The organism is Paenibacillus sp. S28 (genome assembly GCF_016624415.1).
GTDB classification, from domain to species: domain Bacteria; phylum Bacillota; class Bacilli; order Paenibacillales; family Paenibacillaceae; genus Paenibacillus_AQ; species Paenibacillus_AQ favisporus.
Genome location: NZ_JACVTM010000007.1, coordinates 306,837 through 330,970, shown reverse-complemented (window position 1 = coordinate 330,970; position 24,134 = coordinate 306,837). Strand labels below are relative to the sequence as shown.

The following is a 24,134-nucleotide window of genomic DNA, read 5'->3' as shown; positions in this document are numbered from 1 at the left end:
TTCGTGCTATTTCCGAAAGTTACCTTTTCCCTAGGGACTATTGCAATGGAGCAGAAATCATAGCTTTCAGGCTGTCTTCCGGGAGTTTGTCCATGCCCCAGAAAACGGCAGTATAATAAATATCGTTTTGCTTCCATAAGTAATAAGGAAGTTTAATGTTATCGTCTGATGATAAGTAGACATGATTCTTGTCTTCATAAGCCGAAACTTCGACGCCGTCCAACTCCATTGTCCGGGTGAGCGAGAGTTGGGACGCGTCGAAAAGCGGCTCTTTGCTCTGATATAGCGAGACAACGGTTGAGGAATCGGAAGGTCCGTGATAAGTTGTCCATAGTGCGTCCGCCGCTTGTCTGAAACCATACATGGTATTCTGGTCGCCGGCTCTAAGCAGTACCGAACCGCTCAGTTTATGTTCGGGCAATTCCTGAGGGATTTTCACCTTAAAGCCGAGAATGTTCTTCGCCGCAAGCAAATCTTTCTCATCATACAGGGGAAATGAGTTTCCAGCTCCGTCGTAGTGGACATGCTGTACTTCCTTCGGCATAACAAAAGATTGCACCATTTTTGTCGGATCTTCCTGCGACATATACTCGCTGTAATAATCGATTGCGTACCATACGTGGTCATCCTGCCAATAGAAGCTTCTGCCGGTTTCCGGCCTTTTCTTGTCGCGTCTCATATCCGTGAATAAAGTACCTTTGACATTGCCGATCGTCACTTCTTCCTGTCGGTATTCAAGCGGCTTGTTCGGATTTGGGGGAATCTGAGAATAAGGAGCTCCCCGCAATTCACCTTCCTCAAACAAATTTCCCTTGCCCTTGGAAGCCTTGACCTCTATGGTTTGTTCATTTTTTTGGCCAAAGTTAGATACAAAAGTAACGGATACTCCGTCGATAATAGGATCGGTATCATGAATGTTGGTGACTTTTTTAAAATATGTGATAGCCTCAAATTGATAACCTTCAGGAAGATAGTCAGGTACTTTATAGTTATACTTCGGAAAATCAAGTGCCTGATCGATACTATGAAACCATCTGAAACTGTCGTTGTATGTAGGATATAGATTCAAACCAGTGTTTACGGATGGTTCCACCATATCCAACTTAGTATCCTTCCCGGCATCCGACGCATTGGTGAGCAAGATGGCGCCCAAGACCATAACCAAAAGAATCGCAGCGGCGGATAGCTTGTACGAACCTTCCTTAAACTTGGTAATCATCTTCATTCTCCGTTTCGCTTCATATTTGCTGTCCCCAAAATGCGACAGGTTGATGCCAGGAGGAGGTTGTTGGGAAAATGAACGCGACAGCATGAGTAAGGTCTTGCCATAAGACAAAGCTTCACGCTCTCCCAATGTTTCAAGAACTCTTGCGTCGCAGGCCACCTCCTGATCGGCTTTCATCTTTCTAACGGTAAGCCACACCAAAGGGTTGTACCAATGCATTCCTACGGAAAGAGCCCACAGAGAGTTGAACCATAGGTCCTTACGCTTGTAGTGAATCAGCTCATGCATCAGGATATGCGTTAGCTGATTTGAATCGGCGATCGTGCTGATATCTTCGGGCAAATAAATCCTTGGCTTCCATAAGCCATAAAGACAAGGGCTGCGAAGATGGCTTGTTTCATAGGCGTATATTCGTTTTTTTATATTCAACTTTCGTTTACACGCTTCAAGAACGTTGAGTACTTTAGTGTCCTCAATCTGTAAGGAGTTTCCAACTCTTCTTCTGAAAATGAGCGCGCTCAGCAGGTAATATCCTCCTACGCATAGAAGCACTACAAGCCATACCAGCGAGCCGATCGATAGCCAAGTCAGTCCATTCGTAGTGCCTGTGGAATGGTCTTGAGAAGAACGTGTTACGAAGGAAGACCCAAGTTCCTCCGCCGGATTTGGAGTGAGTTCAGGAAGCTGTTTTTTTACATCCGTTTCATTGTATTGAATTTCCGTACTTGATCCGTTCTCACTTTGATGAGTAGGTTGTATACTATCCGAATTTCGTTCCATCGGGAACATTTGCGGCAGCACATTAAACAGGCTCATCGGACTCTGCGGAGCAATGGGAACCAGAAGCTTAATCAACACAAGAAACCACAATATATAAACAACTCTAGGTTTAAGATGCTTTTGGAACAGCTTCCGGATTATAAGCAATAACAGTAGGATTACCGTCGATGCCACTGACGCTGTGAACAGAAGAGAGAAGGCCGTTTCCAGATACTTCATGACTTCTTCTTGTTCTCCAAGATTTGTTGAAGCTCCTCAATATCTTTCTCCGAAAGTGCCTCTTCTTCGAGAAATTTTGCGCACAGCATCCCTACAGCTCCTTTATAAACTCTATTCAGGAATGAGCGATTCTCGGCTTTCAAGTATTCATCATGCGAAACTAGCGGATAGTAGAGGTAATTCCGGCCGGACTTTTCAAATCGAATGGCCTTTTTTTTGTGAAGCCTATTCAGGAAGGTTTTAACTGTCTGGTCTGACCATTGCATTTGCTGGGTTAATTCAGAAATGATCTCGCTTGCGGACATAGGCTCCTTTTGCCAGAGAAGCTTCATCACTTCGCTTTCGGCTTCGGTAATGTGCGGGGATTCGTGCATGGTATTCACCTTTCTTGGTTTTTTTGTTTACAGCTGTAAACGATATTTAAAGTTTACGAGTGTAAACGTAACGTGTCAAGCTTAAATTGAGCCCCCGAACGCAACAAAATACTCATACTTTTAACGCCCGCATCCTTGACAACGGCATACAGTTGACGATCAATCTTTGTAAATGTTATTTTGTAATAATACCCATTTTATGGGTCACAAATTAAGGGGTGCTTGGCATGAAGTTACCTTTACACGATCGATTCATTAAACAAGCGATTGAACATGTAAGCAAAGATCAACGTTTTATGGGCCTGCTCGCGGGCGGATCTATGATGTATGGAGAAATGGATGAGTATAGTGATCTGGATTTAATTATCGTCTACAACGATGCTTTTCAAAAAGAGATCATGGAACAGCGCATCCAATTTGCCGAAAGGCTTGGTCATTTACTGTCTGCATTCACAGGCGAGCATGTTGGGGAACCCCGATTGCTTATTTGTTTATATGGACCAGCCCCTCTCCATGTCGATTTAAAATTTGTTCATTTGGAAGAGCTCGAATCCCGGGTCGAGAACCCACTGATTCTTTGGGAGAGGGGGAGTGGAATTTCAACAAAACTCAATAATACAAGTGCATCTTTCCCCACCCCTCAGCCTCAATGGATCGAAGATCGCTTCTGGGTATGGGTTCATTACTGTGCTGCAAAATTAGGGAGAGGCGAATTATTTGAAGTGATCGATACGATAACATTTATGCGGAATACAGTGTTAGGACCATTGGTACTCATCCGCAACGGTCGTTCCCCGAGAGGAGTTCGAAAGCTCGAAAAGTATGCCGTCAAGGAAATGGAGGAATTACAAGGAACGATCCCTATCCATAGCTTTGAAAGCTGCTATCATGCGCTAAAAAATACGATTAAGATGTATCAGCGTCTACGCCAAGGTTCGGAAATTGTGCCAAGGAACGAAGCAGAACGCGTCTCCATCGAGTTTCTTGACGGTATCTATTCAGAAAACTCCAATGGCAGCTCGTTCAACGAACGGAAACTATAGCGCAGCATAACACAACAGCAGCCGATCCAACGGATCGGCTGCTGTTGTTACTCTCACAAGGGTTTGTTCGATGAGGCGTCATGAATTTAATAATCTATTCATTTGTACTCATCGCCAACAAGTGTTTTAAGTTGTCATCAATAAATTGATTATCGGCAGGGTTGATTCCGCGGCCGGCAAAATGGCCCCAGATCGACTCGATCGGTTTAAAGACGGCATGCGGCATAAGCTCAGCCTCGTATTTGTTGTCGTCCGCCGGGCAGAAAAGATCCGTGCTCCCCGGCATGACGTAGGCGAGCGCTTGAATGCTTCTGAGCGCCTTCTCGAAATCCCCGTTATAGGTGGGGTTCGCACTAATATCTGCATGTATTCCCGTCCGTAACATGGCCAGGACATTGTGCGGATCCATTTTCATAAAGCTATCCTCCCACACGCCGGCCATAAAATCTGCCACTGAGTCAAATCCCATCTCCCGATAAAGCCCCTCTCTGTAAAACGCCTGCGATAACCCCCATCCCGCATAAACATGGCCAACGGCGCGCATGTCAGCGGAAGTCAACTGGTTTAGCTTACTTGAATCGAAGCGGGCGGCAGCCATGAGCGGAGCCTTCATTCCCTTCAGGACCAAATACGTTTGCGGCCAAGTCTTGGCCATACCGGCAATAGGCGCCATTCGTTCCACCATGTCGGGATAGCTTGCTCCCCATTGGAAGGCTTGAATACCTCCCATGGACCAACCGACAACGAGGGCGATCTTCTGAATGCCGAATTTTTCGGTCACCAGCCGATGCTGGAATGTAACGTTGTCATAGATGGTTACCTGCGGAAAATTCGCCCGGTCGAATGGAGGTGGCGTGTTGCTAGGAGAGGAAGATAATCCGTTGCCCAATAGATTCGGAACGATAATGAAATATTTCTGCGGATCCAATGCCATGCCGTTCCCAATCAACCATTCATTCTGAACGTGCTGGTCGCCAAAAGCCGTTGGATAGACGATGACATTATCTTTTTTCTCATTCAATTGGCCATAAGTCTTATAAGCGAGAAATGCGCTCGGTAACGTTACTCCCGATTGCAAGGTTACGTCACCCAAATCAAAAATTTCATAATCCATCATATCGTTTGCTCCTTTCAAAATGAAACCAATAGATTGTATTGCTTGTTGTCAGTATAGTTCTGTGTTACTCTCAATAAAAGTGAATAGAATTCAAAGCAGTGTTCAATATTTTTGAATATGAAAGGGGAGCATGTGATGGAATTGCGCCAGCTGAATACGTTCCGTACGGTTGCATCCACATTGAATTTCAGTCGGGCTGCGGAAGTGCTAAACTACGTCCCTTCCAACGTCACGATGCAAATAAAAGCATTGGAAGATGAGCTTGGAGTTCGCCTCTTTGACCGCTTGGGCAGGCAGCTTGTTCTCACGACGGCGGGGAAACGCTTTTTAACTCACATTCAAGGTGTTCTGGACAAGCTGGACGAAGCTCGCGGCGCCGTTCATGACAATGAAGATTTAACCGGCACCCTGACGATCAGTGCCAATGAGGTCGTATGCGCCTATCGGCTCCCAGCTGTCTTTCAACGATTTCGCTCGAAGCATCCGGGGGTTCGTCTGATCTTCCGCTCCGTTCCAAATCTAGAGCTCAAGCAAGCACTATTTGAGGGAACTGCCGACGTCGTCTTTATGCTGGACGAGCCCATTCGCTCGAGCGGACTTGCCGTGGAACCGTTGGTGGAAGAGACGTTCCGCCTTTTTGCTGCTCCCGACCATCCTCTCGCAAAAAGAAACCTGCTGCAGCTGGATGATTTTCATGGAGAAGTCTTCCTGACGAATGAAAAGGGTTGTCCTTACAGAACCATGTTCGACCGGTCATTTGAGAAAGAGGGGATAGATAGTATTACGTATCTAGAGTTTCAAAGTGCTGAAGCTATTAAACAATGCGCCGTTTCGGGAATCGGCATTGCCTTTCTTCCTGAAATCGTAACGGAAGCTGAAGTTGAACGGGGCGACCTTGTTGCTCTTCCATGGGAAATTCCGGATCTGCAAGTGTATACCCAGATGTCTTGGCATAAAGACAAGTGGCTCTCACCAATTATAGAATCTTTTATAGAAACGGCAGGGGAAGTACTTGCAAATTCCCCTATTCATGCCGTGTAGCTCGCGGAACTATTTATTAAACAAAAAAACAAGTTCTCGTCTTTATCGAAAGACAAGAACTTGTTTGGTTAAAATGGATCGTTGGGGGACGTATCATATGGATAGAAGGGCGTGGCTAGAGGCATATAGGTTCCATTCTTATAGCCGCTTGTAGTCCTGGACAATGGTGTCCACCACATGCTTTCCCCAATCCGCAGCTTCCGAGCCCTTTTCATTCCAATCATAGGTGATGAGCCCTTTCCATAGGGCCCAGCCGCGAGCGCGATGAATGGTGTCCACATCAAAATCCATCCGTTTCAGGAACAGGTCGCGGCTGGCTTCATCAAAAAAGTTCCAGGCCATCACAAGGTCGCTCGAAGGATCGCCTACGCCCATCGTTCCAAAATCAATAACGCCGCACAGTCGACCATCCCTCACCAGCAAATTGCCTACGGCAACATCACCATGCAGCCATAGCGGCTCTGATCGGTATCTTGTCGCAAGGGCAAGCTCCCATATTTCCGTTAGCAGGTTGTGATCGTATTGACCGGATAGCTTTTCGATGATCGTTCTTGTATCATCATCATATACCGCAAGATTTCCCCCTCGATGAAAGTTCTGGACCCCTGCCGGGACGCCGCGGCTTGCGTCGATCGCCTCCAACTCTTGTAAAAAACGGGCGAGGTCTTCGGCAAATTGGTTGTGATCGGATATGTTGTTATGCGTGACCGTGTCGCCGTCAATCCAACGGTTAACGGACCAGGGAAGAGGATATTCGTCCGTGGGCGCTCCTTTTGCAACCGGAACCGGAATGGGGACGGAAAGAAGCGGTTTGAAAACGGGAAGCCAGGTCAGTTCTTTTTCAACAGCCGAGGCGTAGCGTTCATGACTTGGTAAACGGACGGTCATTTCACTGCCCAGCCGGAAGGTACGGTTATCGTGGCCGCTTTTTTCTACATGCTTTATCTCTAAATTCGCCCATTCCGGAAATTGGCTGTCGATTAATCGGCGTACCAGCTCAATGGTAATCTCCATCTTCTCACCGCTTTCTAAAAAATGGTAATCAAATTATAACCTTTCACCTGCATCTCCTCAAGGGTTGGAGAGACCAAGAAATAAGAACGTAAAAAAACCGGGACATGTATAGCCCGGCTATCGCTATTTTTGATCATGTCTCTATGAAATCAGAACAGTCACCCTGGTGGAGAGCAATATTATAATCAGCTCAACCCTTTAAAATTTGAAGAAAATAAGATTTTAAATCGACGACCCGCAGTGACTCCGGTTTATGGTCTGTACCGGCAATCATTAGAGGAACAAGCGACTCCGCTTGACTTATGCCCCCGTGCCCTGCGCCTCCTATATGCGTGGGTGAACTGCCGTACTTCAGTTCATATCCCGGCTTTGCGGTTACGACCATGTACTCCCCATGATGTGAATGTAAGGCAGCGAACAATCGCCGGAGAACATCGGGATAATGTCCATAGTCCACCGTATTCTTTTGGGTATTGATTTGTAAATCAAGCACTTCGGGATCTTCGGCCAATGTCCATGATTGATGATAGGGATCAACCGTGTCTCCTTGTGACCGATAGGCAAATTTCTTGGATGATCCTGATCGAACAACGCGAATCCAATCATCATCTTTCCAAGCCAATATATCGATTCTCGGGTCAGCCTTCAATACCTCTGATATTTGCTCAAAAGAATATTGTGAGGTTAGCTTGTACAGATAAGCCATTCTATCATTGATGGCAAGAATAAGCTCGGTCTGGTCCGTGACGGCGCCTCCCTGCCGTAAAATGCGGTACCCGTTCAAGATTTGCCCTAAATCAATTACCGGTTGGCGATTTTTCGGGTGGACGTGAGCCATTCCGTTATCCCCCATGATGATGATTACGGCTTTTTCCAGAGCCTCTTCCGGTGAACCAAATGCCTGCAGCAAGGTCTTTAATTGGTGATCGGTGCGGATCACGCCATCCAAATCCGACGGACCTTTTTTATGTATTTTTTGGTCCAGATCTGGGAAATAGACATATAGAAAATGAGGCAATTGCTCGTTTTGAATGAGATGCGTCACCATTTGGAGCGCATATTCATTGTTAAAGCCGAACTTACCGATGGGGCTCACCGGCAACCTTTTCACGCTTTTCAGCGGATTTGAAAATGCTCCATAGGCAAACAAATCCGGACCTTTGACCGTGACATTTTTAGGTAACGCTGTCGGCATATGAAGCCAAAAAGGAAAATTCAGCTGGTGATCCGCGCTTCCCCGATAGATCAAGCCATTAACGGACCCCGATTGTAGCCCCATACGGTTCAATTCTTCAAAAATGGTCGGTATTTGAGGATTCAAGTGGTCGCCGTTCATACGGATTAAGGCATCATTCAAATATTGGTTGATTCCGTTCTTGTAGATTTCCCAAAACCCACTGCCATAATTAATGACTTTCTTGTCTTGTGTTGAGTACCAGACCAGTCCCGGTACACGATGTTCATCCGGATACGTTCCCGTCAGCAGCGTGCAGTCAATCGACACGGACATCGTCGGAAATGAGGTAACGACATTCCTATAGTATTGACCATGTTCCATCAAGAACTGAAAAGTTGGAAGTTTGTTTTGCTCGATTCCCTTATCAATCGACTGGCTCATTAACGTATCGACACAAATGAAGATAATGTGCTGCAACCTGTTCACCTGCCAATTTTTTCTGCAAGCCTATTCTTAAGCCACATTATTTGCTATCAGTATTCAAAATATTCGGCAAGTGGAATGTCATGTAGGATGACATCCGATAGAAGGGGGAGTAGAAGTGAGCGATCGTGCGGATTTGGCGCTGCCATTGGATAAGCTTTTTGAACAGTTTCATATCAAAGAGGCCTCTCCATTGGGTGGGAGACTCAACCAGCACTGGCTGATAAATTTCAAGAACGACCACCTTGTATTACGGCGCTGGTACAAAGAAACTCATTTGGATGAGATCGATTATGAGGTGAAATTGCTTAAAAGCATAGCCGAGCTTGGATGGCCTGTGGCAGCTGTTATTGAAGGGCCGTTCGAGATGGATGGGTATATCTGGGGTTTGTTCCCTTATCTTTACGGTGAACCGCCATCTGTGGACAATCGGGCGGTCGAACAGCGTGCAAGGGGGCGGCTTATGGCCCAGTTTCACTCTGACCTTGGCAAACTCAGTGGAATCGGTCAGCGCAAGGATTGGCGGCGGTGCGAAGAGATTCTATTTGACTCCGAGCTGGATCGATTGCTGTCACGAAATGAAAAGCAGCGCCCTGAGGAAATACGAATTCTGCGGTGGCATTTGGAGCGTGCCCGCAGGCGGGTGGAGGAGCTGAAACTTCATTCCAGACCCGGGATCGTGATCCACGGGGATTTTACACCCTGGAACCTGCGATTCCAGGATGGGAAGCTCTCCGGCATACTCGATTTTGAGCTTGCGCACTGGGATCATCGAGTAGGCGACTTTGCTCTTTCTTGGCGGGGAAAGTACGACGAGGTTATTTATGGGTATGATGAAGTATCACCTCTTGAGCCTGAGGAGTGGGAACTGATCACGCCGATGTGGTGGGCGGGGCTGATTGAGAATGCATGCAGGCACCTGAAGGAAGGAACTTGGGACGACGGCTGGATTGTCAGGAAATTGTTAGAGCGTTCACCGTTGATGGGGCAGGACGCCGTCCCGTTCCGTTAAATGCGGCTGTTAGACTTCAAGATGATAAACTTTAATTTGTTTGGTTCGTTTGAAAAAGCACTTCGAACATCGCTTTCCCTTTCTTCTCCAGCCAAGTGTCAAAATCCATAAGACCAGGGTGTAGGCTGCGCAATGTAGGAAAATCGACTTCGTAGCCGTCTCCGTTTAACCATTCATAGATCCGCGCCAAGGTTTCGTTGTGCTGACGTATCGTTTCTATAGGAATTTGGACATAGCTTATCGGGCGGCCTGTCGCACGAGTGATGGCTGACGCAATGCTAGGTGGAGTCCGCGCGTCACCTGCGATTTCGATCGTCTTGCCCAGAAATTCGCCGGGATGTTTGAAGGCCAGCTTGACGAATGCACCGATGTCATCCACAGCTATGCAATATACAGGCACGTCCGGGTTGGTGGCTTCAGCCAATGTCCCGTGCTGAATACCATAAAACGGACTGGCGTAACTTTCCATAAATCCCGACGGGCGCAAGATCGTTGCAGGAAGACCAAGCGTCTTAATGTATTGTTCAATTTCCCACTTGGCAAAATAACGAAAGCGGGACTGTACGTCAGCACCGCTATTCGATGAATAAACGAAATGCTGAACCCCGGCATCTTTCGCCGCATCGGCTGCATTTTTACCCCAACGAATTTCTTCGGCCGTTCTTGCATCGCTTGGCTCCCACGTAGGTGGTTGAACACTGAAGACCCCGTGCACTCCTTGCATGGCAGCATCCAGTGAAACGCGATCTCCCAAATCCCCCCGGAACAATTGAGCACCCGCTTGAGCAAGGGTTTGGGCTGCCTTACTTGAAGGATCACGGGTGAAAGCACGCACCTGCCAGCCATCAGCAAGCAGATGTGCCGCTACCGCACCCCCTTGCTGGCCTGTGGCTCCTAAAACCAAAATCGTCTTCTGAAGTGTAGTCATATGCTTCCTCCTTCAAGGTAATGGAATAACTAATTGGAAGTGTAAATCATATATTATTTCTTTGTAAGGAGACACTTTGTTGAGTTATACTTACGAATAGTAAGTAATTTGTGAGGAAGTGATTGCTTGAACCCAAGTGATGAACAAAAATGCCTATCCGCGGTTAACGAAGCGTTACAAGTGATAGGCAGCAAATGGGCCTTCCTGGTAATCTCTCAATTGTATTATGGACCTCAGCGCTTTAATCAGCTGCGCCGGAATTTGAGCACCATCAGCATCAAATCTTTAACCGATATTTTGCGGCATTTAGAACATTATAAAATCGTAAATCGTCAGGTTTACCCAACAAATCCTATTAGCGTCGAGTACTCTCTAACGGAAAAAGGCAGAGAGTATCGGGAAGTACTTTTTCAAATGCGCCAATGGGGAGAAAAATGGAGCTCCACCTCAAATGAATAAAAAGTTGTCAACCATAGGTGCTTTGAAGAAGCAGGGGAGGACAGTAATACAAAACCCGACTAACATTAAGTTAATCGGGCTTTTGTGCGCAAGCCGGCTTTAATGATTAACTCTCAGGACAGAATACATATGTCCATCAGGGTCAATAAACCCAAAGAAGCGGCCAAAGCTTTCATCGCGGATGGGTGTAACCGGAACGCCTTTTGAACGAAGAAAGCGATAGAGCTTATCGATTTGATAAGTCTCGAATCCGATCATAGGAACAGCTTTTCCTTCCATGTTTATTTTTCCATTGGATGACCTGTTATCAGATCTGGTAAGAATTAATTCTGGACCGCGCTCCAGACGTAATATTCCGATATCGTCATTTTTATATTGAACATCAAATCCGAGAAAGGATTGATACCATTCAAGCGAATACTCCAGATTTGATACTGGGATATCATTAAAACGGATTTGATATAGGTAGCTGTTCATACAAATCAACCCCTCTGCCCCGAAGCACTGACAGCTTTTTCAGGGTGCCGTTGCTGTCCCGTTTTCAGTAAGAAGATGAGCAGGAACGCATAGATGACGGACAAGATGAGAACAAATTCAAGCGCGATGGTAAAGGCGTGTGCATAACGGGCATGCGAGTCAGGCAAAGCTGAAATATCCAAAGCACGATAGAAGAAGATTCCGACGAAACATACGCCCAGCGCGGTGCTGAGCTGGGTTGCAGTCGTCAAAACTCCGGAAGCCGCCCCGATATTCACCTGACGTACCTTGGACAGAATGGTTCCGATGAGCGGAGCCGCGCAGGTGCCTTGCCCAATGCCAATAACGAACAAGCTCGGCCAAAGCGCCATCCAAACCAGATGACCGCCGTGATGATGGACAATTTCCAAAGTGTAACCAATGCCACCTGCCGTAATTATAGCTCCGACTAACAGAACAGCCGGTCCGAACCTGCTCACGAGCTTAGGTGATGCCAGTGAAGCGAGGAAGAAGCCGATTCCCAAGGGCAAATAGGTTAACCCCGACGTTAAAGCAGAATAGCCGAATCCCTGCTGGAGCATAACGGCCAACGTAAAGAACAATGCCGAAGCGATCGCATAAAAGACGAGTATGAGCGATATGCCGAGGCTAAAGGAACGATCCCGGAAAAGTGAAGGGGAGAGCAGTGGCGATTTTCCATTTTCAAGCATTTTCCGCTCATATATAATAAACAGTGTCAAACCTGCCGGGAAGCAGGCAAGCAAGATGAACGACCATGCGGGCCATCCAGCCTCACGGCCTTGAACAAGAGGAAATGCCAGCGCCAGCAGGCTTGCCGTTAAAATGATTGCGCCGACCAGATCAAGCCGTTTGGCTGAAGGGTTGCGCGACTCTTGAAGCAGCGGGATTCCGGCGAGTAACGCAGCCACACCAATTGGGACGTTCACAAGAAAAACGGAACACCATCCCAAACTGAACAGATTTTGGCTGATAAGGTAACCTCCGAGCAGCTGCCCGGATACGGTGGCGATGCCGATAGTCGCACCATACAAACCGATGGCTTTCGCTTTTTCATGCTCGGGAAAACTCACTTGGATCATGGCGAGCACCTGCGGCATCATGGCCGCCGCCGTTATGCCCTGAAGCACGCGAAACAGGATCAGGTACAGCGAGGAGGGAGCCGCACCGCATAGCGCCGAAGCGACTACGAATCCTAACATCCCCGTGAGAAACAGACGTTTTCGCCCAAACATATCGCCGAGCCGGCTCCCGGTAATCAGCAGTACGGCATAAGCAAGCGTATAGCCTGCGAGAATAAACTGAATGTCCGAGGCGCTTGCCCGTAAATCGGCTTGGATGGACGGAATCGCAACATTAACGATAAACGAATCAAGCAAAGCCATAAATGTCGCTGCCAACACCACCGCCAAAGCCCACCATCTGCGAGAATCGACGCGCTCTCCACTAGTCTTGGTCATTTCAATCACCTTTCTCCATCAAGTTATATCCCTATCCTAGATGAAAAAGGTCTTTTCGTAAGAATACCGTTTATACGATTATAAAAAATAATACCTAGCAAGAATGAACGTGAAAAATGATTTCATATGTAGATAGAGCGGAGGGAAGGGCATGGAAGAAGATTTGAAACGCCGCAAAGAGTTAGGCGCATTCTTGAAATCGCGACGAACGCGCATATCTCCGGCCGACCTTGGTATCCAAAGCGCACCGCATCGGCGGGCCAAGGGTCTTCGTCGTGAAGAAGTGGCGGACATCGCCGGGGTCAGCAACATATGGTATACGTGGCTGGAACAGGGGCGGGATGTCAGGCCTTCTGCTCAGGTTCTTGACAGTTTGGGCAAAGCGCTCCAATTGAACCGGTATGAGCTGCTGCATTTGTATACGCTTGCGGAGCACCGTCCGCCCGCCAAGGATTGGATGTCCGACATTCACGTGGATCCGTCCCTGCAGCGTATGCTGGATAAATTAGAGCCTTTTCCCGTTTACATAAGAGGACCCCGATGGGACACGCTCGCTTGGAATCATGCGGCTTGCGAGCTGTTTGGCGACTTTAACCGGATGAACGTTTTGGAAAGAAACAGCTTGTGGCGAATGTTTGCCCGTCCCGATTACCCCGATTTGCTTCCGGACTGGCCGCATGTAGCCCAGAACCTCTTGGCCCAATTTCGGACCAGCTACGGACAGCATATTGGCGATCCTTCGTTCGAAGAGTTGGTTGATCTGCTCAAGAAGACGAGCGAAATGTTCAATCAATGGTGGGCTCATCATGAAGTGCTCGGGATCCCGCTGGGACTTAAAAGGTTCAATCACCCAAGGCTCGGTGAACTTGCGTTCGAGCACCAGTCGCTTACGGTTGCCGATTGCCCCGACTTGAAAATGACTGTATATATCCCGGTTCAAGCGGATACTCGATAACCTTTTAATCAAGATCCTTCCATCGTTTGAATGTCAGCAAGTATTGACTTCAGCTGTTCCCTGGCAGATAGATCCAGTGGCAGCAAGGGGAGGGGGAGACTCGGACTTGAAACCAGGCCACTGATTTCTGCCACGGCCGAAGCTACACGGAGGCTTCCATACTGTCGAAATAACGACCAAACCGGTTCAAGTCGTGCTGAGATCCGTTCCGCTTCGTCAGCATGACCGTTCAGGGACAATCGGGTCATTCTTAGACATGTCTTTGGAAACAATCCGCCCAGAACGGAGTACCAAGCCTCACAGCTTGCATTCAAGCCGGTGAATGCAAACGGGTCACCGCTTACTCCAATTTTCACAGAGGGTGGAATCAGCGATCGCAGGCTGCTGACACGCTGCTTGGCTGCTTCGGGGTCAGACGGTACACCAGGAATTTTGATCGAACGAACATGAGGGAGCTCAGCAATTCGGCCATGCAGTTCATCACTAAAATGAAAATGGGTAGTGCTTGGATTATCATAGACGCAAAGCGGAACAGAGAGTGATTGTGTCACCTGTTCATACAATAAATATACCTCTTCATTCGTTAACGCCTGGTAAGAAACAGGAGCCAACAGCACGGCGCTTGCTCCTGCTTTTTGTGCGTCTTCTGCTAATCTAAGTACGTCAAGCGTGCGAATCGCACTTATGCTTGCCATCACGGGAATGCCCTCGGCGGTATCAACGGCAATCTTTAAAACGCGGTAACGTTCTATCCGGCTCAGATAAGCATAATTTCCTGTTGAGCCCAGCGCACCGATGGAGTCTACGCCAGCTGAAACCAAGCGTTGAATCAGTAGTTCGTATTCTTTTTCATTAATACCTACCTCACTCATTGGGGTCAGGGGGAAAGCGGATAATCCATGGAACAACATCAAGCTACACTCCTTTAATTGTTAACCTTCAAAACATCATACAAATGATAAGAATCTATTGGACTAAAATGAAGAGCCAATCCTTCGACAAAAAACTAGGCCAATATGGTTATTAAACGGATGTATCTTGCATAAGTGTTATATGTTCTTATTTAAAGGCTTATCGGATCAATGGTTTCCACATATTCTTAAAAATGACCTTATCTAAACTTAAAAATGGCCAATTTATTGCTGTTACCAATAGCAATACAATATTTTTGAAAGCAAATTTAATAACTGAGACTTGTGGAGGCGTGACTAATGAAACTTGCAATCGATGTACCGGAAGCCAAAAAAATCCGTGTCATCGTGAACAGCGATGCTAAGAATGAAGCGGATGACCAATATGCTATCGTTCATTCGCTGTTAACGCCCCAATTTGTTATCAAAGGACTGATTGGTGCCCACTTCGGTGAAGCGCGAAGCAATACTTCAATGCTAGACAGCGTAAAGGAAATCAAACTTCTGCTGGATATCATGGGATTATCAGGAGAATATTCTGTTTTTCGCGGGGCGGAACATGCCATGCAGGACGAACGGACACCGGCCATATCCGAAGGTGCAGAGCTGATCGTGCGGGAAGCAATGTCTGAGGATCAGAGACCTTTATTCGTCATTTTCCTCGGGGCCATCACGGATCTGGCTTCAGCCTATCTCATGAATCCGGCGATTGCCGATCGTTTGACAGCCATATGGATTGGAGGCGGATCTTGGCCGGATGGTGAAACGGAATTCAACCTGAGCAACGATATTCATGCAGCGAATGTCGTGTTTAGTTCCCCGATCCCGTTATGGCAGGTTCCCCGTAACGTCTACAGCAAGATGCGGGTCAGCCTCGCGGAGTTAAAACGAAGAGTAGAGCCAAGCGGCGACATCGGTCGGTATTTATACCGCCAATTGGTTGAAACAAATGAACTATGGGCAAGCAATCCGCATTGGCCCAAAGGAGAAATGTGGACGCTGGGTGATTCCCCAGCGGTGGGACTGCTGCTGTATGACCAGCCTTATGATTTTGATTGGAAGCCTGCGCCTCGGGTATCTACGGACATGACCTATATCCACCATCAAACGGAGAGACGAATTCGGGTGTATCGGGATATCGACGTAAGGTTTATTTTGGAAGACATGTATGCCAAATTGGAGTTGTTCAGCGCGGAATCGTGATATTCAAACTGATAAAAAACAAGAACATACATCCTTCATAGCCGCAATGTTGCGGCTTTTTGTGTTTTAACGATATAGGCTTATGTCGCCATCGTTTATTAAAACAACCATGGTTAACCATAATTTAATTATGTAAACCGGATACCTGATCAGAAGTGTTTTAATAAATTAATTACCTTGACAGTCACAGTAGTGTATTGTATGATGCAGATATGGAGGTGATTGTATGAGTGACAACAAAATCACATCCGACCTGCTGCGAGGCCATACCGACACGATGATTTTACGATTATTATCCGAAGCGGACCGCTACGGTTATGAAATTGTCAAACTGATTGCCGAACGTTCGGGAGGTGAGTACGAACTAAAGGAAGCCACGATGTATTCCAGCGTCCGGAGGCTTGAAGGGGACGGAGATATCGAGTGGTATTGGGGCGATGAATCGCAGGGCGGACGGCGTAAATATTTTCGAATTACCGAGAAGGGCAAGGAAACGTACGAGCGCAACAAAAGTAACTGGGAGTACGCCAAGCGTGTGCTTGAAAACTTGTTATAAGGGGAGTCGATGGGATGAACGAGAAATTGACGAACTATCTGAATGGGGTTTTTGCACCGTACGATGGGGTAAAGAGTGTCAGCGAATTAAAGGCGGACCTGCACTCCGATTTGCAGGAGCGGTTCCGTGAATTGAAAGCCGAGGGCAAGGACGATGAAACGGCATTGGAGATGACCATCGACAGCATCGGCGACATTGAACAAACTGTATTGGAAGTGGCGAATCTCTCCCGTTCGCTGGAGCGGCAGGTGCTGACCAACCTCAGCGCGAGCAACTTGACGGGTAGCGACTTTGCGGGTGTTACCGCCCATAAGGGAAAATTCACAGCGAGCGCGCTGCGGGGATCCGACTTTACGAACGCGGACTTGACCGGCAGCTCGTTTAAGAGCAGTGACGTGCGGGACGCCCGTTTCGACGGCGCCAATCTGACCGACTGCAATTTATCCACCCTGGACCTTGCGAATGCAAGCTTCAATAAATCCATCCTCGTGCGTACGAACTTCAGCAAATCATGGCTGGCCGGAGCAAAATTCACAGGCGTTCATCTGACTGACGTCAACCTCACGATGACCGCTCTCACCAAAACCGTTTTTGAAAATTGTGTTTTCGACGGGGTGGACTTCACGTCCTCCGATTTGAGCGGACAGCGTTTTGACGGTCAAATCTTCGTCGGCGTCAAGTTCGATAAAGCTGGATTGAAAGAAGTTTCATTCAAGGGCGCGACGCTCAAGAATGTATCTTTCCAAGGATCTCTATTGACCAAGAAATATTACCGCGCGATCAAAACCGTTTGTTTTGACGGGGCGACGATGGATAAGCTGACCTTTGCCGCACTCAAGGGCATGCATGCCAATTTGTCCAAGGTTACGGTGATCTAGTACATATCTCGATTTGGATACCCGGAACAGGAGGTGAGCCATCTTTTACTTGCCGATATTTCGTCTCGTTGATGCAGCTAATATACCTTTTTGACAAAGGGCTTTAAAGCATGAATGACAAGAGAGAATCATAGGGCTGATAACAAGTAAAGAGAGGTCATCCAAATGGAAAAGATGATATCGGGAAAAAGCAGCAGCGGCTTCTCCGAAACCGGGCTGCAAAGAATGCACGACGTGCTGGCACGGCATGTCGAATCGGGGAAAATTTCCGGGCTCGTCGCCCTGGTCAGCCGGAACGGTGAAACGCACGTCGAAGCGATCGGCACGATGCGCCATGACGGAGGCGCGCCGATGCGCCGGGATACGATCTTCCGGATGGCGTCCACTTCCAAGCCGGTCACGATGGCTGCGGCGATGGTCCTGCTTGACGAGTGCAGGCTGCGGCTGGACGATGTGGTAGACCCGTGGCTGCCCGAACTCGCCGACCGGCGGGTGCTGAAGAGAGCCGACGGCCCGCTGGACGATACCGTGCCGGCGCGGCGTCCGATCACCGTAAGGGACCTGTTGACCTCCACATTCGGGCTCGGCATGGATATGACGTCGCTGGGCACGCCGATCATGAACTCAATTTTCGAGCAGGGGCTCACGCCAGATCTGCCGGAACCGATGCCCGAGCCGGATGAGTGGATGCGCCGCCTTGGTGCGCTTCCGCTGATGCACCAGCCCGGAGAGCGCTGGCAGTACCACATCAGTAACGATCTGCTCGGCGTACTCGTAGCCAGGGTCACGGGCCAGTCGTTTGAGACATTTCTGCGCGAACGCATCTTCGATCCCCTCGGGATGAAAGACACCAGCTTCCATGTGCCCGCCGACAAGATCGACCGTCTGCCGCCCCTTTATGCCCCCAACCCGCAGACCAGTGAGTTCAACGTTTGGGACGAAGCCGAAGGGGGACGCTACAGCCAGCCTCCGGCGTTCCAGGGCGGCGGAGGCGGACTTTGCTCCACTGTTGATGACTACCACGCGTACTTTCAAATGCTGCTGAATCAGGGGATGCACGGGAACCAACGGATCCTGTCCCGTCCCGCCGTCCAGCTGATGACCACCAACCGCCTCACGCCCGAGCAGCAAGCCGCCCGACACGCCATGGCCACCAACAATGTCCACGTGTCATTCGGTCAAGGGCAGCACGGCGGCTGGGGCTTCGGGATGGCGGTGCGCACCTATCGTGGTGATTACGCGCCTATCGGCCAGTTCGGCTGGGACGGAGGAAGCGGCACCACGACCTACGCTGACCCTCACAACCAGCTCACGGGTATTCTTCTCACCCAGGTCGGGATGTCCACCCCGGATTCAGCGCGGCTTATCCACGACTTCTGGACTACGGTCTATCAGGCAATCGAAGACTGACACCTGGGTAACATTAGCCTCGATGTACCACCTCAAGAAAGGGCACAGAGCCTTTCCGAAAATTCTCCATCAATTTGAGCTTCCGGGAATCGATCAGCATATTTAATAATGAAGCAGGTTAGAAGGCGGCCGTCATGATGATCGGCTGTCTTTTTATTTGCACGAACGTATCACGCTTAAAAGCCGAAAAGGTGTTGATAAAAAAGCAGGAAAGTGCATGAAGCAAGAGGAATACATACACAAATCATCAAGCTAAGGAGGTCATGAATTGGCGTTTCCGACACATATAGTATCTGCAGGCGGTATTGTAGAAGATGGAAAGGGAAATATCCTATTAGTAAAAGCGCATGACGACGGTTGGGTATATCCTGGGGGAATCACTGAAGTTGGCGAAAACCTGATGGATGGCGTGATCCGTGAAATCAAAGAGGAAAGTGGAATAGACGCCACGGTTAGCCATTTAATCAGTGTTGTTTCAAATACAGCGATCCATAAGTGGTATGACGGTGTAACCGATGTTCCTACGAAGGTCATGTTTGATTTCGTGTGTACAGCTGTGGGGGGAGAGTTAGCGACGTCTGAGGAGACGAGCGAATGCAGGTGGGTTCCAAAAGAAAATGTTCTGGATTTGATTACCTTACCCGCAATCCGCATGCGCTACGAAGCTTATTTGAACTTTAACGGCTCTGTGAATTATATGGAGTACGTCACTGCAACAACTTCTGAATGTCAGGTTAAACTTCAAAGAAACATTTAGTTGTACGTGCCATTAAATCCTTTCATTTACGGGATACTTTTAGTTCAGGGTCATTCAGCAGCAGATTTTCACTGTAAATATAGACAAGCACATATCCTCAGAATAGCCGCATTATTGCGGCTTTTTGAAGTCCCCCTCATATTGTGCCGGCGCGGCGGCTAAGAACCCAAGGCTAATGTTGAAGAAAGCATCCTACTGTTCTACATTCCGGAATAATAGGATTTAAACTGTGAAGGCGTCATATTCATATAGAACCTGAACCATTTGGAAAAATAACTGACATGCTGATAGCCAGACTCGAGAGCAGCCTCAAGCACATTGTACGATCCTGTGCTCAGCAAATTAGCAGCTTTGTTGATGCGGATAAAATTCAGAAATTCCATCGGCCGCATCCCGGTCTGCGTTTTGAAAAATTTGCAAAAATGGGAGCGACTGAGAGAAACTACGCCAGCCAACTGATCCAATGCTAGCTTTTCGTGAGAATGCTCTTCCATAAAAGCCAGCACTTTTTTAATTTGCTGGTTATATTCGTTTCCGGGGCTGTTTCGCTGCTCCTCACTTTGTTCCATCATTCCGAACTGGCACATATCTGCAATCAGTTGCAGGAGAAGGCCCTTCAAGCTCAGCTCGTAAGCGGGTGAACGGTTCTCGTAACGAATAAGGATCTGTTTTATATAGCCCAACAATTCGGGAGGCGAGCCGCCTGAAACCGATAATAAGGCGGGAAGTCGGAGTTCCCCAAGTAGGATTGGCCCAAGGAACAGCTCCTGGATTCGATCCGCTTGGAGCGAAGACAACCAGGATAACTTAAATACGATCGAGTAATAGCATATCCCCATGTCTTGATCGTTAATTCCCGAATGGAGTTCGCCAGGGTGAACGACGAGCGCTTCTCCTTCACGGATAGCAAACTCCCGGCTTTCGATTCGGAATGTGGCCGTTCCCTTGGACAAATAAATGATTTCCATCTCATTATGCCAATGGACGGGCAGAATCGTGCGGACCCCAGCTTGATGCTCCACCTTGTATATATACAGAGGGAAGCCGGGAACCCCGTGCAGCTTGTTTTCTCGGTACCGGTGCTCGTACATTTGGGCTCTCCTAAGAATCGTAATATAGTGACGATAGTACGCGATTAAATGCTAGATAATTCAAAAACAACAATAATATCATTATATTAAATCACATCCTTAGGGAAAGGAGTAGTGTTATTCATAAAATCCGGGTTTCATACATTTTTATGGTATGGATCATAACCGATGGAAAAGAGGTGACCGGTTTGTTTACCAATTTTCGCCTTGATGAAGTAAGGTTGACAGACAGTTCCTTTGCATTTCGCAGAGAACTTGTAAAAAAGTATATTGTTGAATTTGATCTGAACCGGCTTATGCATACGTTTAAAATGAATGCCGGGCTTCCGTCCAACGCGGAGCCCTTGGGCGGTTGGGAAAGCGATGAGAGCGGTATCAGAGGACATTTCGTCGGGCATTATCTGTCAGCCTGTTCCAAATTTGCCTTTGCCGATCAGGACGAGGGGTTGAAATCAAAAGCAAATGAAATCGTTGATATGATGGAGTTATGCGCTAAGCCTAACGGATATTTGAGCGCTTTCGAAGAGGAGAAGCTCGATACGCTCGAATTCGAGGAAAATCGAAATGTATGGGCGCCATACTACACCCTGCACAAGATTATCCAGGGGTTGGTCGATTGCTATGCGTATCTCGGCAGTGAAAAAGCCCTGGCTCTTTCCGTAAACCTGGCCCACTACATTCACGGACGTTTTGAAAAGCTTTCCTTCTGGAAAATCGATGGGATTCTCCGTTGTACGAAGGTGAACCCTGTAAATGAGTACGGAGGGATCGGCGATGCCCTGTACACCCTGTATGACACCACCGGCGATGCCAAAATATTTGAGCTGGCCCAACTCTTCGACAGGGATTATTTCCTGGATCATCTTGCGGACGGCAAGGATGTGCTTGAAAATCTGCACGCAAACACTCACCTTCCGATGATTATAGCGGCAATGCACCGGTTTGACCTTACGGGCGAGGAGAAATATCGAACGGCGGCCTTGAATTTTTATGATTACTTAAAGGGAAGAACTTTTGCCAATGGAAACAACAGCTCAAAGGCCACCCATTTTATCAAAGGCGGAGTTTCCGAAAAATCGGAGCACTGGGGAGGCTACGGACAGCTGGCAGATGCATTGACCGGCGGCGAAAGCGAGAGTTGCTGCGCGCATAATACGGAAAGGATTCTGGAGCGGTTGTTTGAATGGTACGGGGCGGTTGAGTATCTGGATCATATGGAATCGCTGAAATACAATGCGGTGTTGAATAGCGCCAGCGATGAAACGGGACTTTCGCAATACCACCAGCCGATGGGCAGCTGCGCGATCAAAAAATTCAGCGATCCGTACGATTCCTTCTGGTGTTGTACCGCCTCAGGCATCGAGGCAATGAGCGAGCTGCAGAAGAATATCTGGTTTAAAAGCGGGGATGCTCTGTTGATGAATGCCTTTATTCCATCTGCTGTGGTTTGGAAAGAAAAGCATGTCACAATCACACAGCTTACGGAATTCCCCGATGGGCTTACGTCCACGCTCGTGGTTGATGCAGCCGAACCGTCAGCTTTCAAACTAATGCTCAAGGAAAAAGCAGTCAAAGCTGTAAAAATCAATTCCGCTCCGATCGAACTTGTCAGGGAAAACGGGTACGTCGGGATTCAACGTGTTTTTCAGGATCAGGATACGATCGAAATTGAAATAGAGGCATCCCTGCATTTGGTTCCTCTCCAAGGCTCAGACCGTTTGGCGGCGGTGATGTTTGGCACCGTGTTACTGGCTCAGAACGGGCAAGGTTCGCTTTTGCAAGGGATGTCAAATGCAAATATCAACGAAAGATTCGTCAGATCGGAAAAGAAGCAACTGGAGTTTGCCCTTGACGATGACCAAGTCAAACAAGCGAAATTCATACCGCTATTCAGAGTTGAGGAAGAAGCGTATTCCGTATATTTGGACTTAGAAGAGGATTCCAGCCTCAACCGCCGTTTTTCCTTTGCTAAAGATGGCAGCTCGGCGTATGAAGAAGCGTGAAGGCATATTTAAAGGAGTGAACGTTTATGATGAAAAAACAAGGGCTAAACCCCTATCTCCCATCGTGGGAATACATACCTGACGGAGAACCGTACGTTTTTAACGACAGAGTTTATGTATATGGCTCGCATGACCGCTTTAACGGACATGTGTTTTGTTTAAACGACTACGCTTGCTGGTCGGCACCCGTAAATGATCTAGGCGACTGGCGGTATGAGGGCGTGATCTACACCAAAACAGATGACCCGCTAAATCCTGATGGCAGGATGTGTCTTTATGCGCCGGACGTCACCGTCGGACCGGATGGTCGTTATTATCTTTATTATGTCCTGGATAAGGTGCCGGTTGTTTCGGTTGCCGTCTGCGATACACCTGCTGGAAGGTATGAATTTTACGGATACGTAAGGTACGCGGACGGTACACGCTTGGGCGAAAGAAAAGGAGACGAGCCCCAGTTTGATCCGGGTGTGTTGACAGAAGGGAAGAAGACGTACTTATATACAGGTTTCTGTGCACCCAAAGATAAATCCAGACATGGCGCAATGGCCACGGTGCTTGGTGAAGATATGCTTACCATTGTGGAGGAACCTGTATTTGTCGCCCCAAGTGAACCTTACAGTGCGGGAAGCGGGTTTGAAGGGCATGAATTTTTTGAGGCTCCCTCCATCCGTAAGAAGGGTGATACCTATTATCTTGTCTATTCATCGATTGTCATGCATGAATTATGTTATGCCACCAGTAAATTTCCGACAAAAGGCTTCATTTATCAGGGCGTCATCATAAGCAACAATGATCTTCACATCGATTCCTACAAACCGGCGGACAAACCGATGTATTACGGCGGTAATAACCATGGCAGCATTGTGGAAATTAACGATAGATGGTTCATTTTTTATCATCGCCATACCAACGGTACGGCTTTTAGCCGGCAGGGCTGCATCGAACCGATCGTCATTCGGGAGGATGGAACGATTCCTCAAGTGGAAATGACCTCTTGCGGTCCCAATGACGGCCCGCTTGTGGGTCGCGGTGAATACCACGCCTACTTGGCATGTAATCTGTTCTGTAAAGACGAAGCATTGTATACAGGCGGTTTCGGCTCAGGGGCATGGATGGACAGCCGTTTTCCGAAGATCACGCAGGAGGGAAGAGACGGGGACGAAGAGATCGGATACATCGCTAACATGACAGACTCCGCTACTGCCGGTTTCAAGTATTTCGACTGCCAAGGAATCCGGAAGGTGAAACTCAAGGTGCGTGGTTATTGCCAGGGCAACTTTGAAATTAAAACGACTTGGGACGGACCGGCTCTCGGAAAAATACCCGTTAACTTCACGAATATATGGACGGAATATTCAACGGATCTCGTCATTCCGGATGGCATACAGGCTCTATATTTTACGTACACGGGCAGCGGAAGCGCGGATCTGGCTTCGTTTATTTTAGAGTAGGCCGCCCGCCTGGGAACCAGTTTCCCGAAAAAATACGCAAGCAGTTCAGAGCATTTTCCGGAACTGCTTTTTTTGGTTTGTGTGATCTTTTA

At 48.0% G+C, this 24,134-nt stretch carries 22 protein-coding genes; 12 read left to right on the top strand and 10 right to left on the bottom strand.

Features of this window, described 5'->3' with window-relative positions; translation table 11 throughout:
- Positions 1-37: 37 nt before the first annotated feature.
- Both IAE55_RS19220 and IAE55_RS19215 read right to left on the bottom strand, forming a co-directional pair.
- On the bottom strand, positions 38-2,224 hold the full coding sequence (locus IAE55_RS19220) for a M56 family metallopeptidase (RefSeq protein ID WP_200633577.1): 2,187 nt from the start codon (positions 2,222-2,224) through the stop codon (positions 38-40).
- Positions 2,221-2,598, bottom strand: coding sequence for a BlaI/MecI/CopY family transcriptional regulator (locus IAE55_RS19215; RefSeq protein ID WP_145159238.1), 378 nt, complete (start codon positions 2,596-2,598; stop codon positions 2,221-2,223). The genes IAE55_RS19220 and IAE55_RS19215 overlap by 4 nt, the downstream gene beginning before the upstream one ends.
- 227 nt (positions 2,599-2,825) lie before the next feature.
- Here IAE55_RS19215 and IAE55_RS19210 point away from each other — a divergent pair, with 227 nt between their 5' ends.
- Complete coding sequence (locus IAE55_RS19210; RefSeq protein WP_145159240.1) at positions 2,826-3,641, top strand: nucleotidyltransferase domain-containing protein; 816 nt, start codon at positions 2,826-2,828, stop codon at positions 3,639-3,641.
- A 94-nt stretch (positions 3,642-3,735) separates the two neighbouring features.
- On the opposite strand, the gene IAE55_RS19205 is transcribed toward IAE55_RS19210, so the two are convergent.
- Complete coding sequence (locus IAE55_RS19205) at positions 3,736-4,755, bottom strand: alpha/beta fold hydrolase (RefSeq protein ID WP_145159242.1); 1,020 nt, start codon at positions 4,753-4,755, stop codon at positions 3,736-3,738.
- A 138-nt stretch (positions 4,756-4,893) separates the two neighbouring features.
- On the opposite strand from IAE55_RS19205, the gene IAE55_RS19200 reads away from it, so the two are divergent.
- Entirely contained in the window at positions 4,894-5,799 is a 906-nt protein-coding gene (locus IAE55_RS19200; RefSeq protein ID WP_145159244.1) for a LysR family transcriptional regulator, read from the top strand.
- Positions 5,800-5,937: 138 nt separating this feature from the next.
- On the opposite strand, the gene IAE55_RS19195 is transcribed toward IAE55_RS19200, so the two are convergent.
- Both IAE55_RS19195 and IAE55_RS19190 read right to left on the bottom strand, forming a co-directional pair.
- On the bottom strand, positions 5,938-6,813 hold the full coding sequence (locus IAE55_RS19195) for an aminoglycoside phosphotransferase family protein (protein WP_145159246.1): 876 nt from the start codon (positions 6,811-6,813) through the stop codon (positions 5,938-5,940).
- Between the two features lie 190 nt (positions 6,814-7,003).
- Positions 7,004-8,467, bottom strand: coding sequence for an alkaline phosphatase family protein (locus IAE55_RS19190; RefSeq protein ID WP_234489679.1), 1,464 nt, complete (start codon positions 8,465-8,467; stop codon positions 7,004-7,006).
- A gap of 124 nt (positions 8,468-8,591) precedes the next feature.
- Here IAE55_RS19190 and IAE55_RS19185 point away from each other — a divergent pair, with 124 nt between their 5' ends.
- A complete protein-coding gene (locus tag IAE55_RS19185; RefSeq protein WP_181152743.1) occupies positions 8,592-9,485 on the top strand; it encodes a phosphotransferase enzyme family protein in 894 nt (297 codons plus the stop codon).
- Between the two features lie 31 nt (positions 9,486-9,516).
- Here IAE55_RS19185 and IAE55_RS19180 read toward each other — a convergent pair whose 3' ends face one another.
- Positions 9,517-10,413, bottom strand: coding sequence for an NmrA/HSCARG family protein (locus IAE55_RS19180; protein WP_200633576.1), 897 nt, complete (start codon positions 10,411-10,413; stop codon positions 9,517-9,519).
- A 126-nt stretch (positions 10,414-10,539) separates the two neighbouring features.
- Here IAE55_RS19180 and IAE55_RS19175 point away from each other — a divergent pair, with 126 nt between their 5' ends.
- Positions 10,540-10,872, top strand: a complete 333-nt coding sequence (locus IAE55_RS19175; RefSeq protein WP_200633575.1) for a winged helix-turn-helix transcriptional regulator — start codon at positions 10,540-10,542, stop codon at positions 10,870-10,872.
- A 99-nt stretch (positions 10,873-10,971) separates the two neighbouring features.
- Here the strand turns inward: IAE55_RS19175 and IAE55_RS19170 are convergent, their stop codons facing one another.
- Together IAE55_RS19170 and IAE55_RS19165 are read right to left on the bottom strand one after the other, a co-directional pair.
- Positions 10,972-11,349, bottom strand: coding sequence for a VOC family protein (locus IAE55_RS19170; protein ID WP_200633574.1), 378 nt, complete (start codon positions 11,347-11,349; stop codon positions 10,972-10,974).
- Between the two features lie 5 nt (positions 11,350-11,354).
- Positions 11,355-12,827 (bottom strand): MFS transporter, encoded by a 1,473-nt coding sequence (locus IAE55_RS19165; protein WP_234489700.1) that lies wholly within the window; start codon positions 12,825-12,827, stop codon positions 11,355-11,357.
- A gap of 151 nt (positions 12,828-12,978) precedes the next feature.
- Between IAE55_RS19165 and IAE55_RS19160 the strand changes: the two genes are divergently transcribed.
- Positions 12,979-13,782, top strand: coding sequence for a helix-turn-helix transcriptional regulator (locus IAE55_RS19160; RefSeq protein ID WP_200633572.1), 804 nt, complete (start codon positions 12,979-12,981; stop codon positions 13,780-13,782).
- An 8-nt stretch (positions 13,783-13,790) separates the two neighbouring features.
- On the opposite strand, the gene IAE55_RS19155 is transcribed toward IAE55_RS19160, so the two are convergent.
- Positions 13,791-14,690: a dihydrodipicolinate synthase family protein gene (locus IAE55_RS19155; protein ID WP_200633615.1), complete on the bottom strand. Its 900-nt coding sequence runs from the start codon at positions 14,688-14,690 to the stop codon at positions 13,791-13,793.
- Positions 14,691-14,993: 303 nt separating this feature from the next.
- Here IAE55_RS19155 and IAE55_RS19150 point away from each other — a divergent pair, with 303 nt between their 5' ends.
- The 5 genes from IAE55_RS19150 to IAE55_RS19130 all read left to right on the top strand — a co-directional run bounded on the left by IAE55_RS19150 (position 14,994) and on the right by IAE55_RS19130 (position 19,497).
- Positions 14,994-15,896, top strand: a complete 903-nt coding sequence (locus IAE55_RS19150) for a nucleoside hydrolase (RefSeq protein WP_200633571.1) — start codon at positions 14,994-14,996, stop codon at positions 15,894-15,896.
- A gap of 226 nt (positions 15,897-16,122) precedes the next feature.
- Entirely contained in the window at positions 16,123-16,452 is a 330-nt protein-coding gene (locus IAE55_RS19145; RefSeq protein WP_076164694.1) for a PadR family transcriptional regulator, read from the top strand.
- Between the two features lie 14 nt (positions 16,453-16,466).
- The gene (locus IAE55_RS19140) at positions 16,467-17,330 is read left to right on the top strand and encodes a pentapeptide repeat-containing protein (protein WP_200633570.1); all 864 of its coding nucleotides are present in this window, start codon (positions 16,467-16,469) and stop codon (positions 17,328-17,330) included.
- A 165-nt stretch (positions 17,331-17,495) separates the two neighbouring features.
- Positions 17,496-18,740, top strand: coding sequence for a serine hydrolase domain-containing protein (locus tag IAE55_RS19135; protein WP_442793338.1), 1,245 nt, complete (start codon positions 17,496-17,498; stop codon positions 18,738-18,740).
- Between the two features lie 268 nt (positions 18,741-19,008).
- Positions 19,009-19,497: an NUDIX hydrolase gene (locus IAE55_RS19130; protein WP_089547628.1), complete on the top strand. Its 489-nt coding sequence runs from the start codon at positions 19,009-19,011 to the stop codon at positions 19,495-19,497.
- A gap of 200 nt (positions 19,498-19,697) precedes the next feature.
- On the opposite strand, the gene IAE55_RS19125 is transcribed toward IAE55_RS19130, so the two are convergent.
- Positions 19,698-20,588: an AraC family transcriptional regulator gene (locus IAE55_RS19125; RefSeq protein WP_267918346.1), complete on the bottom strand. Its 891-nt coding sequence runs from the start codon at positions 20,586-20,588 to the stop codon at positions 19,698-19,700.
- 179 nt (positions 20,589-20,767) lie between these two features.
- Here IAE55_RS19125 and IAE55_RS19120 point away from each other — a divergent pair, with 179 nt between their 5' ends.
- Both IAE55_RS19120 and IAE55_RS19115 read left to right on the top strand, forming a co-directional pair.
- Complete coding sequence (locus IAE55_RS19120) at positions 20,768-22,591, top strand: beta-L-arabinofuranosidase domain-containing protein (RefSeq protein WP_325168665.1); 1,824 nt, start codon at positions 20,768-20,770, stop codon at positions 22,589-22,591.
- A gap of 29 nt (positions 22,592-22,620) precedes the next feature.
- The gene (locus tag IAE55_RS19115; protein ID WP_200633613.1) at positions 22,621-24,042 is read left to right on the top strand and encodes a family 43 glycosylhydrolase; all 1,422 of its coding nucleotides are present in this window, start codon (positions 22,621-22,623) and stop codon (positions 24,040-24,042) included.
- The last annotated feature ends 92 nt before the right edge of the window (positions 24,043-24,134 follow it).